Origin of the sequence: Comamonas sp. NyZ500 (assembly GCF_016772095.1) — a bacterium.
GTDB lineage: Bacteria > Pseudomonadota > Gammaproteobacteria > Burkholderiales > Burkholderiaceae_C > Comamonas > Comamonas thiooxydans.
Window position 1 is genome coordinate 125514 of the sequence record NZ_JAEIJE010000003.1, and the last position, 13749, is coordinate 139262.

General features: G+C 63.0%; 11 protein-coding genes and 2 tRNA genes. 10 read left to right on the forward strand and 3 right to left on the reverse strand.

The window, feature by feature from the left end:
* The first annotated feature begins 43 nt into the window (after positions 1 to 43).
* The 3 genes from JAO85_RS06295 to JAO85_RS06305 all read left to right on the forward strand — a co-directional run bounded on the left by JAO85_RS06295 (position 44) and on the right by JAO85_RS06305 (position 4746).
* Entirely contained in the window at positions 44 to 1078 is a 1035-nt protein-coding gene (locus tag JAO85_RS06295) for a tripartite tricarboxylate transporter substrate binding protein (RefSeq protein ID WP_202787839.1), read from the forward strand.
* A 94-nt stretch (positions 1079 to 1172) separates the two neighbouring features.
* Entirely contained in the window at positions 1173 to 2057 is an 885-nt protein-coding gene (phhA, locus tag JAO85_RS06300; RefSeq protein ID WP_012839931.1) for a phenylalanine 4-monooxygenase, read from the forward strand.
* Between the two features lie 241 nt (positions 2058 to 2298).
* Positions 2299 to 4746, forward strand: coding sequence for a DUF3772 domain-containing protein (locus JAO85_RS06305; RefSeq protein ID WP_012839932.1), 2448 nt, complete (start codon positions 2299 to 2301; stop codon positions 4744 to 4746).
* Here the strand turns inward: JAO85_RS06305 and JAO85_RS06310 are convergent.
* Complete coding sequence (locus JAO85_RS06310; RefSeq protein ID WP_202787713.1) at positions 4686 to 5681, reverse strand: triacylglycerol lipase; 996 nt, start codon at positions 5679 to 5681, stop codon at positions 4686 to 4688. The genes JAO85_RS06305 and JAO85_RS06310 overlap by 61 nt on opposite strands.
* 185 nt (positions 5682 to 5866) lie before the next feature.
* Here JAO85_RS06310 and JAO85_RS06315 point away from each other — a divergent pair, with 185 nt between their 5' ends.
* The 5 genes from JAO85_RS06315 (at position 5867) to JAO85_RS06335 (ending at position 9463) form a co-directional block, all read left to right on the forward strand.
* Positions 5867 to 7576: an AMP-binding protein gene (locus JAO85_RS06315; protein ID WP_202787714.1), complete on the forward strand. Its 1710-nt coding sequence runs from the start codon at positions 5867 to 5869 to the stop codon at positions 7574 to 7576.
* Positions 7577 to 7642: 66 nt separating this feature from the next.
* Positions 7643 to 7717: transfer RNA gene (locus JAO85_RS06320), tRNA-Val, on the forward strand.
* Between the two features lie 6 nt (positions 7718 to 7723).
* Positions 7724 to 7798 (forward strand) — tRNA-Val (locus tag JAO85_RS06325).
* 158 nt (positions 7799 to 7956) lie between these two features.
* Entirely contained in the window at positions 7957 to 8409 is a 453-nt protein-coding gene (locus JAO85_RS06330; protein WP_054073818.1) for a bacteriohemerythrin, read from the forward strand.
* Positions 8410 to 8500: 91 nt separating this feature from the next.
* Positions 8501 to 9463 carry an MBL fold metallo-hydrolase gene (locus JAO85_RS06335; RefSeq protein WP_202787715.1) on the forward strand — a complete coding sequence of 321 codons (963 nt, stop codon included), beginning with the start codon at positions 8501 to 8503 and terminating at the stop codon, positions 9461 to 9463.
* A gap of 7 nt (positions 9464 to 9470) precedes the next feature.
* On the opposite strand, the gene JAO85_RS06340 is transcribed toward JAO85_RS06335, so the two are convergent.
* The gene (locus JAO85_RS06340; RefSeq protein ID WP_202787716.1) at positions 9471 to 9746 is read right to left on the reverse strand and encodes a DUF2798 domain-containing protein; all 276 of its coding nucleotides are present in this window, start codon (positions 9744 to 9746) and stop codon (positions 9471 to 9473) included.
* Entirely contained in the window at positions 9739 to 10539 is an 801-nt protein-coding gene (locus JAO85_RS06345; protein ID WP_202787717.1) for a siderophore-interacting protein, read from the reverse strand. Before JAO85_RS06345 ends, JAO85_RS06340 begins: the two co-directional genes overlap by 8 nt.
* A gap of 67 nt (positions 10540 to 10606) precedes the next feature.
* Here JAO85_RS06345 and JAO85_RS06350 point away from each other — a divergent pair, with 67 nt between their 5' ends.
* On the forward strand, positions 10607 to 11050 hold the full coding sequence (locus JAO85_RS06350) for a MarR family winged helix-turn-helix transcriptional regulator (protein ID WP_202787718.1): 444 nt from the start codon (positions 10607 to 10609) through the stop codon (positions 11048 to 11050).
* Between the two features lie 339 nt (positions 11051 to 11389).
* Positions 11390 to 13747, forward strand: coding sequence for a catecholate siderophore receptor Fiu (locus JAO85_RS06355; protein ID WP_202787719.1), 2358 nt, complete (start codon positions 11390 to 11392; stop codon positions 13745 to 13747).
* The last annotated feature ends 2 nt before the right edge of the window (positions 13748 to 13749 follow it).

Genomic DNA, 13749 nt, shown 5'->3' on the forward strand with positions numbered 1-13749 from the left:
TCAGCCCCCCGCTACAGCCCCCGAGGACTGCAGAGCACCGAGGCTGGACGCGCCTGCCGACACCTGGCGCCTTTCCCGCCGCCAGGCCATGACCCTGGCGGTGGCTTCGGCGACCTCCCTGATCGCGGACAGCGCGCATGCTGCCAGGGATGCGAGCGCCCTGCCGTCGAATTCCAGCCGCAGCCGCAACGAACTCTCGCTGGTCGTTCCCTATGCGGCGGGCGGGCCGCTGGATCGGGCAGCGCGCAAGCTGACGCAGGAAACCACGGCCCTGGGCAATATCAATGTGCTCAATGTCGCAGGCGACGGTGGCGCCACAGGTGCTGCCATGGTGGCCAGAGCAGGAGCGCGCGAGCCCATGCTGCTGATGGGTGCCGTGGCCACACATGCCATCCTTCCCTGGCTCAACCCCCAGTTGCCCTACGATCCGCTGCGCGACTTTCAGCCGCTGACACTCGTGGCCCGCATGCCTCATGTGCTGGTCATGCGCAGCGAACTGGCCATGCAGTGGCGCATCTACACGCCCGAGGATTTGCTGCGCTTCATGTCCAAGCACCGGCAGCCCCTGCGCTATGCCTCGGCGGGCAACGGCAGCATCGGCCATATCGCGGGCCAGTGGTTCCAGTCGCTGACCCAGGTTCCGCTCCAGCACCTGCCGTTTGGCGGGGCCAGACCGGCTCTGTCGGCCTTGCTCGAGGGCACGGCCGATCTGATGTTCGACAACATCGCCTCGGCTCTGCCTCATCTGCGGGCCGGCAGGCTCAAGGCCATTGGCGTGACCTGGCGCTCGCCGCTGCCGGCTCTGCCGGAAGTGCCCAGCCTGGACGACAGCATCAAGGGCATGAATCTGACCACCTGGTTCGGCATCTTCGCCACTGCCGGCATCACGGACAGCCAGGCCAAGCGCTGGTCGGAGGCTTTTGCCCAGACGCTGCAAAGGCCCGATATACAGCAGTACTTCGACGCCATGGGCGTGGTGCGCGACGACCTGCGTCTGCAGGACTTTGCCCGCCTGGTGCAGGCCGAGCATGCGCGCTATGGACAGCTCGTCAAGCGCGCCCAGATACAGATGCACTGAGCCAGCTTTCGGCTCGCTTCTCCTTTTCCCTGCTGCGCCCCGGCCACGAGCTCTGGTCGCAGCCTTCGCGACCCCTCATCTCAGGGAGTGCCTTATGAACAGCATCCAGAACACCACCACCATGGCCGGCGGCATCGGCGCGGCCCCCGTCGTCTATGGCCAGTCCGACCGCCCGCCACGCGGCGACTACACGCGTGCCCATGCCGACTACACCTGCACGCAGGACTATGCCGCCTATACCGAGGCCGAGCATGACACCTACCACCGCCTCTACGAGCGCCAATCCGCGCTGCTGCCGGGCCGCGCCAGCCAGCATTTCATCGACGCCCTGCCGTCGCTGGGCGCCAAGGAGCGCATTCCACGCTTCGAGGAAATCAACGAGCGACTATTCAAGGCCACGGGCTGGGAAATCGTCGGCGTTCCAGGTCTGATTCCCGAGGTACCGTTCTTCTCGCTGCTGGCCCAGCGCAAATTCCCGGTCACGGACTGGATACGCAAGCCCGAGGAGTTTGAATACATCGTCGAGCCCGACATCTTTCACGACCTCTTCGGCCATGTGCCGCTGCTGTTCAACCCCGTCATGGCCGATTTCATCCAGGCCTACGGACAGGGCGGCCTCAAGGCCGCCGAGCTCGGCGCCTGCGAGATGCTGTCGCGCCTGTACTGGTACACGGTGGAATTCGGTCTGATCCGTGAGAGCGGCGGCGTGCGTGCCTATGGCGCAGGCATTCTCAGCTCCGTGGGCGAGCTGGAGTACAGCGTCAACAGCCCGCAGCCGCATCGTCTGCCGCTGCAACTGGAGCGCACCATGCGCACGCTCTACAAGATCGACACCTATCAGCAGACCTATTTCGTGATTGATGACATGCCCCACCTGCTGAACCTGGCCGATGCCGACTTTGCGCCGCTGTACGAGCAGCTGCGTCAGCTGCCCACCATTGGCGCCAAGGAGTTGCTGCCCGGCGAGCAGCTGATTTAGTCAGCGGATGTATACCGGCACGCGCCATGGCAAGCGCGAGGTCAAGAGCCGAATTGTCAGATGAGAATTCGGCTCTATTCCTTTCCAGAAAAGCGCATAAAGCTCCATTTTCAATAGCATCCGACGCAGAATATCCAGGCTGCAAGCCCTGCATGACTTGGCTGCGCCCTGAAACCCTGACCGCAGCATTGCACCTATAGTGAGCGCCAGAGGCAAACTGCCGCCCACTCACTTCTTCACAATGCATTACCGCTGCAACCAACTGCTGCGCTGGCTTTTAGCGCTCCAACTTTGCATAGGTCTGGCCGTCGCGGCCGAGCTGCCTGCCAATGGCGATATCCAGACCACGTCCATCGCCCAGATTCAACAGGCATCGAACACCCTGGACAAGGTACGCCAGTCGCTCGATGACGCCGACACCTCCGAAACGCTGCAGGCACTGTCCGAAAAAGCCCTGCAGTCCAAACGCGATGCCGACAATGCCGTCACGGCGCTGGAGCCGCTGCTCAAGCAAATCGACGCTCGCATTGCCCAGTTGGGTCCGGTGGCCGAAGGCAGCGAGGAATCCCCCGAACTGAGCCTGCAGCGCAAGGATCTGGCGCAGCAGCACAGCGAGCTGGACTCCGCGCTCAAGCGCGGCAAGCTGTTGTCCATGGAGGCCAAACAGACCACGGACAGCATCGAGAAAATCCGCACCCAGCAGTTCAACGCACAGATCGCCCGCAAGGTGGCATCGCCGCTGTCGCCCTCGCTGTGGAAGCAGTTTGCCGAACATTTGCCGACCGACCTGCAGCGCATTGCGGCCCTGACACGCCAGGGCCAGGCCAGCTTTGCGGCAGCCATTGCCGAACATGGCTGGTCGGCCACGCTGAACGGCATCGCCCTGGCGCTGTTTGTGATGTTTCCGCTGCGCATCGGCCTGCGCTATGCGGGCCGAAAATTTGCGTCCTCCGAACGCGCGCCCAACGGACGGCTGCGCCGCACGGGTCTGGCTGTCTGGATGCTGGTAGTGGGCACGGCCCTGCCCGGCCTGGCCAGCCTGGTATTCATCGAGAGCCTGCGCTCCATAGACGCGATTGCACCGCGCCTGCAGACCGTGGCCGATGCCTGGATTCAATCCTCATTTGTCGCCGCCTTCTTCCTCTCCGTCAGCGCCTGCCTGCTGGTGCCCAAGCGTCCGACCTGGCGGCTGCTCAACATCGACGACATCGCCGCCCCTGCGCTCACACGCTTTGCCTGGGGAGCCGCCGGTCTGACCTGGTTCTCCATGATGCTCAACGCGGTGGACATTGCCGCACGCACCAGTGCCGTCAGCAGCGTGGCCCTGGACGGACTGATTGCGCTCGTCTATGCCTTGCTCATCATGTCGGTGCTGATGGTCATCAACAAGCAACGCAAGCGCCAGCAACTGGCCGAGCGCGAGAAGGCCGCTCATCATGGTGACGATTACCGGCCTGCGGCAACCAGTCGCTGGCTGATGCTGGCCTGGCTGGGCGGGCATCTGACGGTGCTGGCCGCACTCATCGCAGCGCTGATCGGTTATCTGAACTTCTCGGTATTCGCAGCCACACAAATGGTCTGGATCACCGTGGTGGTTCTGGCCACCTCGCTGCTGATGAAGTTTGCCGACGACGTCTTTACCTGGCTGTGCTCCAGCGAGAGCCGTATCGGCCAGGGCTTCGCTGCCGGCACGGGGCTCAAGCCCTCGCGCCTGGAGCAGGTCGGCGTGCTGTTGTCGGCTTTCACGCGTGTCTGTCTGCTGTTGCTGGGGCTGATGGCGCTGATCGCGCCCTTTGGCAACTCCAGCAGCCTGATCGTGCTGGCCGATACGCTGACCAACGGTCTGCCCGTTGGCGACTCCTTCCTGCGCCCCATGACGATCTTGCGCGGCCTGCTGGTGCTGGTTGCGGGGCTGACACTGTTTGGTGCCTTGCAGCACTGGCTGGTGGAGACCTTTCTGCCCAAGACCGAGCTGGATATAGGCGCACGCAACTCCATCAGCACCGTGGCCCGCTATATGGGCATTTTGCTGTCCGGACTGTGGACGCTGGCGGCCCTGGGCATAGGCTTTGAAAAAGTGGCTCTGCTGGCCAGCGCCTTGTCCGTCGGCATCGGCTTCGGTCTGCAGGCCATCACGCAGAACTTCGTCTCGGGCCTGATTCTGCTGGCCGAGCGCCCCGTGAAGCTGGGCGACCGCGTGCGCATCGGCGATCAGGTCGGCGACATCCGCCGCATCAGCGTGCGCGCCACCGAGATCCAGACCGATGACAAATCCACCGTCATCGTGCCCAACTCGGAGTTCATCACCAAGTCCGTGCAGAACCTGACCATGGATGGCGCGCTGGGCCGCATCTCGATCGCGTTCTCGGTGCCGCTGAACACCGATATCGTCAAGCTGCGCGAGGTGCTGCTGGGCCTTTATGCCGAGCATGAGGCCGTGCTGAGCACCCCGGCCCCTTCAATGTATGTGGACTCCATCAATGGCAGCGTGGTCAACATCACCAGCTTCGGCCATGTCTCCAGTTCGCGCAATGTCTACAGCACGCGCAGCGACCTGCTGTTCGGCCTGCTGCAGCGCTGCGCCGAGCAGAAGATCGCCCTGGTTTCCGCCACCGACATCCACCTGATTCAGGACCCGCAGGCCCGTGCCCCGGCGTCGGCTGCGGAAGCGCCCACCTCGGCTGCCTGATACCGCTCCTGAGGTCGCGCCTGCAGTTGCGCCTGCAGCTGCAGGCAGTGCTGCCAGACCCGAGGATCGAACAGCAACTGCATATGCGCTGCATCGTCGACCTGATGACACTGCGCATTCGGCAAGATCGCAAGGTCGGGGGGGAAGACGATGTTGTCGCTGCTGCTGCACCAGCAGCTGAATGACACATCCTGGGGCGGCGGCCCCAGCCGCTGCAGCCAGTCGCTGCCTTCGCGCATCTCCACGGCCGGCAGGCGCTGCGCAAACCGCGCCAGCCAGGCCCCGCCATGCGGCGTGGCCACGGTGACCACATGGGCCGCATGGCGCGCACGCTCATCGGCATCGAGCCGCTTGAGCCAGGCCCGCACCACCAGACCGCCCATGCTGTGCGCAACCAGAAGCGGGGCACGGCCGGTTTGCTGGACCATGGCTTTCACGCATCTGTCGAGATCGTCCACCATGGCATCGACTGGACTGCCATGAGCCGGCTCCAGCGTCACGGCCATGCAGGGAATGCCGCGTGCCTTGAGCCTGCGCAGCCAGACGGTCCACACGCCACGGTTGCAGAAATAGCCATGCACCAGTACCACGCCCACCTGCCCTTGCACCTGCTTGCCCTCGCGATCCACAGGCACTCCATCGGGCTCTGCATGCTCGCCAAAAGGAATCTGCCAGCCGAACAGCCGCCAGGCCCAGCGCCACTCGGCAAACCAGGCCCGCAACGCGACCATGGCAGGCGGCAGCTGCAATCCACGACCGCGCAGCACCGCACGCATCATCAGCATCTGCGTGCCGAGCTGCAGCCCGGCTCCGCTCGCAATCAGCCCCGCGCCCAGCAGTGCCACAGCCACTGAGCGCGGCCACCAATAGCTGCACCAGAGCAACAGCGCCAGCCAGCTTCCCATCACCACACAGCGCCAGAACCAGGTATTCAAAGCCTGCACCTCCAAGCGCTAGCGTAGCAAGCATGCCGCTCAACGCCTAGGACAAGCCCCCGTAGACCCTGACAGACCGCATCCGCAGAATCAGCCGCAGCGCAGGTTTTGCACGCTGGCCTTCTTTGTTCAACCCGCCGCCCTCTTCCCTGGACGACGAGCGGCTTCTGCAAGGTACCTCTTCTATGGACGCTGCCGCTCCCTGGTTCAAGAACTATCCGCCCAATGTGCCGCACGATGTGCAGCCCGAGCAGTACCGCTCGCTGGTGCACCTGCTCGAAGAGGCCTTCAGCCAGCATGCAGAGCGGCCGTTTTCGGTCTGCATGGACCGCTGGATGAGCTATGCCGAGCTGGACAGGCTATCCGCACAGATGGGGGCCTGGCTGCAGAGTCTGGGTCTGGAACCAGGGGCGCGCGTGGCCATCATGCTGCCCAATGTGCCGCAGTTCGCCGTCAGCATGGCCGGCGTGCTGCGTGCAGGCTTTACCTGCGTCAACGTCAACCCGCTCTACACCGCGCGCGAGCTCGAGCATCAGCTCAAGGACTCGGGTGCCACGGCGATCATCATTCTGGAGAACTTTGCCCACACCCTGGCTCAGGTGCTGGAGCGCAGCCATATCCGCCATATCTGCCTGACCAGCATGGGCGATCTGCTCGGCGGCCTGTACGGCAGCTGGATCACCTTTGCCGTGCGCCACCTGGCCAAGATGGTGCCGGCCTTTGATCTACCTCTTGGCTCGGATTCAGGCACCGGCAGCCAGCAGCGCCAGGTCACCCAGTTCAGCAAGGCTCTGACCGAGGGCACAGGACGCAAGCTCATCCCCAGCACGGCCACGCTGGACTCGATTGCCTTTCTGCAATACACGGGCGGCACCACAGGCCTATCCAAGGGGGCGGTACTGACCCATCGCAATATCGTCGCCGCCACGCTGCAGGCCCATACCTGGTTCACCCCTGCGCTGGAAGGCAGGGTCAAGGCCAATGAGACCCATATCGTGGCGGCCTTGCCGCTCTATCACATCTTCGCGCTCACCGTGAGCCTGTTCGCCATGCGACTGGGCGGCAGCCTGAGCCTGATCCCCAATCCGCGCGATATCCCGAAATTCGTCAAGGTGCTCAAGAAGCGGCCCTTCCATGTGCTGCCAGCCGTGAACACCTTGTTCAATGCGCTGCTCAACAACCCGGAGTTCCGCCAGCTCGATTTCTCGCAGTTGTTCATCTCCCAGGCCGGCGGCATGGCGGCATCCGAAGGCACGGCGCGTCAGTGGCAGCAGACCACGGGCTGCGCCATGATTGAAGGCTGGGGCATGAGCGAGACCTGTGCCATAGGCACGAACAATCCCGTGACCAACAAGGAGTTCACCGGCACCATAGGCCTGCCTCTGCCCGGCATCTCGATCGCCATCAAGGACGATGAAGGCCACGACCTGCCGAACGGCCAGGCGGGAGAGCTCTGTATCAAGGGCCCCAACGTCATGCACAGCTACTACAACCAGCCTGCAGAGACCGCCAAGGCCTTCACGGCCGACGGCTATATGCGCACCGGCGATATCGGTGTGCTGGACGACGAGGGATACACCCGCATCATCGACCGCAAGAAGGACATGATGGTGGTCAGCGGCTTCAACGTCTATCCAAACGAGCTGGAGAACGTCATCTCCATGTGCCCCGGCGTGCTCGAATGCGCAGCCGTGGGCGTCAAGGACGATCAGCAGGGCGAATCGATCAAGGTCTATGTGGTGCGCAGCGACCTCTCGCTGACGGAAGACCGGGTCATGCGCTACTGCCAGGAGCAGTTGACCGGCTACAAACGGCCACGCTATATCGAGTTCCGCGACGAACTGCCCAAGACCAATGTGGGCAAGATCCTGCGGCGCGAGCTGCGCTCGAACTGAGTTTTTTCAGAAAATTTACGAGTTTTCCCGAAGACTTCCAAAGTTGCTGCTAGAATTGCGGTCTTCGGGTGATTAGCTCAGCGGTAGAGCACTGCCTTCACACGGCAGGGGTCACATGTTCGATCCATGTATCACCCACCAGTTAAAGCGCGATTAGCTCAGCGGTAGAGCACTGCCTTCACACGGCAGGGGTCACATGTTCGATCCATGTATCGCGCACCAGACAAAGCCTCTTGAATTTCGGTTCAAGAGGCTTTTTCTTTGCCCGCACGGCAGACCGCCCCCTCTTTTGGAGGATGCCTGCCCACCGATACGGCTTGCATAATGGTCTTCAGAGACAAGCTGCGCACACTCCGAAGCATTCACAAGAAGCCATTGCCATGAGCCACACCGCCACCCTGGTCTGGGGAGACCATCTGCTCATGGGCCACGGGCCCATGGACGAGCTGCACGAGGAATTCGTCGAGCTGATTGCCCTGCTGCAAACCGCCGAAGACAGCGAGCTGCCCAGTCTGCTGCAAGCCATGCAGACCCATCTGCAGCACCACTTTGCCGAAGAGGACCAGTGGATGCTGAGCACCGGCTTCCCGCCACGCGACTGCCATATCGACGAACATGCGGCCGTGCTCAAGTCGGTGGCAGAGGTCCGCGTCAAGCTCGCCGAAGGCAATATAGCCCTTTGCCGCGATCTGACCAAGGCCCTGGTGGACTGGTTTCCCGGCCACGCCACGCATCTCGATTCGGCCCTGGCGCACTGGCTGTCCAAGCAGCGCTTTGGCGGCAAGCCTGTGGTGATTCGCCGCAACATCCTGCCTTCGGCCGAATCGCACTGAGCAGCACTGAGCAGCTCGCCCGCGCGACAGCTGCGTGATGAGCGGTCTGCTAGGCTTGTGCAAACAAAGCACCGCACAGGAGACCAGTCCGATGAATGCATCCCCGGCAATGCATGTCCCACTGCCGCCCGGCATGACCGTGCTGGAGCGCGGCTGGCTGTCAGCCAACAATATCGTCTTTGCCGCGCAGGCCGACGATGCCGAAGGTGCTGCCGTCATCGACACCGGCTATGTCACGCACTCCGCACAAACACTGGCACTGATCGACAGCACACTGGAAGGTCAGCCGCTGGCGCGCATTCTCAACACCCATCTGCACAGCGACCATTGCGGAGGCAATGCTGCACTACAGCAGGCTTATCCACAGGTGCAGACCTTTATCGCACCAGGTCAGGCCGAGCAGGTGCGCAACTGGGACGAAGCCGCCCTCAGCTACGCCCCCACGGGCCAGGAATGCCCGCGCTTTGCCATCACGGGCTTGCTGCAGCCAGGCAGCACGGTAGGCCTGTCGGGCCGCGACTGGCAGATCCATGCAGCTCCCGGCCATGATCCGCATTCTGTGATTCTGTTCGAGCCTGACAGCCGCATCCTGATCTCTGCCGATGCGCTATGGGAAAACGGCTTTGGCGTGGTCTTCCCCGAGATCGAAGGCATTGCCGCCTTCGACGAGGTCGCCGCGACACTGGACGTCATCGAGCGCCTGGAGCCCCGCCTCGTCATTCCCGGACACGGCGGCTTGTTTGGCGATGTTCAGGCGGCTCTGGGCATTGCCCGAAAGCGGCTGGCAGGCTTTGTCCAGGCTCCGGAACGCCATGCCAGCTATGCCGCCAAGGTACTGCTCAAATACAAGCTGCTGGAGTGGCAAAGCATCAGAGTGCAGGATCTGCAGGACTGGGTTCATGCCACTCCTTATTTCGGCATCCTGCACCAGAGATACTTTGGCGCACAGACCGCACAGCAATGGCTGGAAAGCCTGATCGAGAGTCTGCTTGCCAGCGGCGCGGCCGAGCTGCGGCGCGATGCAACCGGCGCCCCCGTCCTGCTCAATCAGTGAGGAACGCTCAGTGCTGCACGGTGGCTGCAACCAGCCGCATGACCAGCGGACGCACCAACACCACGCAAGCAAAGGCCGAAGGCATGGCCAGCGCATAGGCCTTGAGCACTCGCCATCCATAGCCTGCCCCCAGGCCGCCGTTGGCAGCCACGATGATGCAGCACATGAAGAAGGCCATGATCAGCGCCATGTAGAAGGCAAACACCAGGGGTGTGTAGCGCTTGTGCAGCTTGCGACGCGGTATTGCAGTGAGTCGTGAAGGCGGACCTGTCTCTTCAGTCATTCGCGCTCAGTTCCTCGTGGTGAGCGGCCTCGCCCTGCTTCCAGTAGGACGCAATCCGCATGCGCTTGGGATTGGCACCGGGCTTGGCCAGAATGCGCTTGCGCAGATCGGCCATGGCGCGATTCTCGCCTGCGGCCCAGACAAAGCCCTCGCCTTCGGGCAGTTCCAGCGCATCCACCGCATCGGCCAGCGAACTCACCCACTGCAGGTCCAGCGCTGCAGCGCTGCACCAGTGGCGTTGATCGACCTGATTGCCGATCTGCACCCGCACGATGGCGCGGCTGCCGGCCGGCAGTTCCGCCAGGCGGCGCTCCATGGCGGGCATGGCGCTTTCATCGCCCAGCAGCACATGCCAGTCCAGATCGGCGGGCACGACCAGGCTGCCGCGCGGGCCGGCCAGGCCCAGCCATTGGCCGATGGGTGCTGCGCGCGCCCATTCCACGGCCGGGCCCGAGCCATGCTCGGCGAACTCCAGCTGCAGCGTGTGGCGGGCCGCGTCGTAGTTCAGCGGCGTGTAGTCGCGCATGGTGGGGCGCTCGCCGGCTATATGGGGGCGACCGTCGACCATCTGCGGCAGATTGGGCCTGTCCATCCCGGCCTGAGGCAGGATGAGCTTGGTGTGGTCGTCAAAGCCCGCGCTGACAAAGCCTGCCAGTTCGGGACCGCCTACGGTCAGGCGGATAAAGCCGGGGCTGAGCTGCTCGCGCGCCAGCAGCTGTACATGGCGTGAGCGGAATTCGTGGCGTACACGCTGCATGATGGACACTGTCTCGGTGTTGGACATGATTTTCATTAAGTTGATAAAGTCCACGAAATATCCATTAATAAGTTGACTAAGTCAACGAACAACCTTTCCCACCATGAGTTCATCCATCGCTGCCGATGTGTTCGAAGTGCTGCACGATCTGCTGCATCTGTTTCGCGCGCGCCTGCTTGAGTCGCTTGAAGCGGTGCAACCGGGGCTGACCTTCAACGAATTCCGCATCCTCATGCACACCGGTCGCCACCCCGGCATCACGCAAAAGGAACTGGTCGAGCACAGCCACACCGACAAGGCCCAGATGGCTCGCACCCTGGCCCAGTTGCAGGACAAGGGCTGGCTGGAGCGCTCTGCCAGCGAAGCCGACAAGCGCGTACGCTGCCTGCAGCTCAGCGCCCGGGGACAGCAGTTGTTCGACCAGCTCAGAAGCCGGCGCGAGCAGATAGCCACCGAGCTGCTCAGCGACTTTCCTGCGGCCCAGCAGGCCTTGTTGCATGATTTGCTGCTGCAGGCCAGGGACAGCGCCCAGGCTACGCGACCGTAAAGACTCTCAAAAAAGAAGCAGCCAGCGCATGCTGCCAGATGATTTCAATGGCCTGGCACCTTGAGATATAGATAGAAAAGGCGGTAGCCGCTCTCATATCCGAAGTGAAGCGAGTGCCCGCCTATCCCGACCATGTTGCTGTGCAACAACGCCAGACATGATTCTCCGTAAACTTTCGCAAAGTTATATTAAGAATCATTATCATCCGCTGCATTCGTACCCGAGTACGCTTTAGCCAGCCAGGACTTCGCCCGGACGCCACCCTCGTCCGCGCTCGCATCACAAGTGCAGACAGCCCGTACCAGCCAGCCAACTGTCTTCACTTCCAGTCCTTTCAACATGGCTCAATCCAACATCTATATCCAAAGCCGCAAGCATTCCGCGGGCCGCTTGCCTTCCTCCGCCGGTCTGGTCGCCTGCGCCACCGTGCTGGCCGGCGCCACCCTGGCAATGCCAGCAATGGCCCAGACTGCAGAAACCGCACTCAAGGAAGTCAAGGTGGAGGGCAATGCCGACACCGGCTACACGCCCGGCCAGCTGTCCTCGCCCAAGTTCACACAGCCGCTGGTCAACACCACGCAGACCGTCAACGTCATCAAGGAGCAGTTGCTGCAGGAGCAAGGCGCCACCACGCTGACCGAGGCGCTGCGCAATGTGCCCGGCGCCGGCACCTTCTACGCGGGCGAGAACGGCAACACCAGCACGGGCGACGCCGTCTATATGCGCGGCTTTGACAGCTCCAGCAGCATCTATGTGGACGGCGTACGCGACATAGGCTCGATCTCGCGCGATATGTTCAACATCGACCAGGTCGAAGTCACCAAGGGCCCGGCCGGCACGGACTATGGCCGCAGCGCCCCCACGGGTGCCATCAATCTGGTGAGCAAGCAGGCCAATCTGAACAACAGCTTCGGCGGCTCCCTGGGCCTGGGCTCGGCCAGCTACAAGCGTGCCAGCATCGACCTGAATCGCGTCATCAATGCCGAGACCGGCACGGCCGTGCGCCTGAACGCCATGGCGCAGGACGCCAATGTGGCGGGCCGCAACGGCATCGAGAACAACCGCTGGGGCATTGCACCCTCGTTCGCCTTCGGTCTGAACTCGCCCACCCGCGTGTTCGTGAACCTGTTGCACATCAAGCAAAGCAATGTGCCCGACGGCGGCGTCGCCACCATCGGCCTGCCCGGCTACACCTCGCCCGACGCTGCAGGCTATGCAGGCCGCCGCGCCTTTCTGGATTCTGCAGCGCGCGTCAACAGCAAGAACTTCTACGGCACGGCCTCCGATCACGACGATGTGACGGCCAATATGGCGACGCTGAAGGTGGAGCATGACTTCACATCCACCACCAAGCTGCGCAACACCACGCGCTGGGGCGAGACCAAGCAGGACTATCTGCTCTCGGCCATCATGGGACAGGGCTATTCTGCAGGCGGCGTGCTTGGCAGCAATCCGCTGCAGACTCCCAACCCCGCCGATCCATCCACATGGTCGATGACGCGGCTCATCAACACCAAGGATCAGGTCAACCGCATCCTGACCAACCAGACCAATCTGAGCACCAGCCTTGCCACCGGCAGCGTGCAGCATGATCTGAGCCTGGGCCTGGAGCTGACACGCGAGGAACAGACCAATTACGGCCTGGCCACCTCGGGCTCGGTACCCAGCCGGGTCAGCGTATACAACCCCGACGCCAGCGTCACGCTGCCTGCCTATGTACGCAACGGCGCCGACAGCAAGGGCAAGACCGACACCGTGGCGCTGTATGCCTTCGACACGCTGAAGTTCAACGACCAGTGGCAAGCCAATCTGGGCCTGCGCCTGGACCGCTACAAGACCTCGTACAACGCCATGGCGGTCTGCACGGCCACCTCGGCCACCCAGCCCTGCGGCAGCAACCCTGCTGGCACCGTGGTGCCCACCACCTCGGACGGCCTGAGCAAATCCGGCACCTTGCTGAGCTGGAAGGCCGGCCTGCTCTACAAGCCCGCGCCCAATGGCAGCGTGTACATGAACTACGCTCTCTCGCAACAGCCCCCGGGCGGCAGCAACTTTGCGCTGTCGGCCGCCGTGAACAATGCCGCCAACCCGAATATGGACCCGCAGAAGGCCAAGACGCTGGAGCTGGGCAGCAAATGGGAGCTGATGGAAAAGAACCTGATGCTCAGCGGCGCGCTGTTCCGTACCGAGGTGACCAACGAGATCGTCACCAACTCCGACGGCACCGTGGGCCAGACCGGCAAGAAGATCGTGCAGGGCCTGGAGCTGGGCGTGATCGGCCAGATCAACAAGGCCTGGGGCGTGAGCGCGGGCTACACCGTGCAGAACACCAAGGTCGACACCGGCGCCCTGGTGGCAGCCGACGCCAGCAACGGCCTGACCTATACGCCCAAGAATGCCTTCAGCCTGTGGAGCACCTACCAGCTGCCCTTCGGCCTGACGATTGGCGGCGGCGCGCGCTATGCGGGCGGCCTCAAGCGCGGCACGGACGGTGCCGTGGGCACGCCCAACCACACGGACGCCTACTGGGTGTTCGATGCCATGGCCAGCTACCGCGTGAACAAGAATCTGGACATCCAGCTCAATGTCTTCAATCTGTTCGACAAGGACTATGTGGCGGCCATCAACAAGAGCGGCTACCGCTACTTCCCCGGCATTGCACGCTCGGCCCGTCTGACGGCAAACTTCAAGTTCTGATT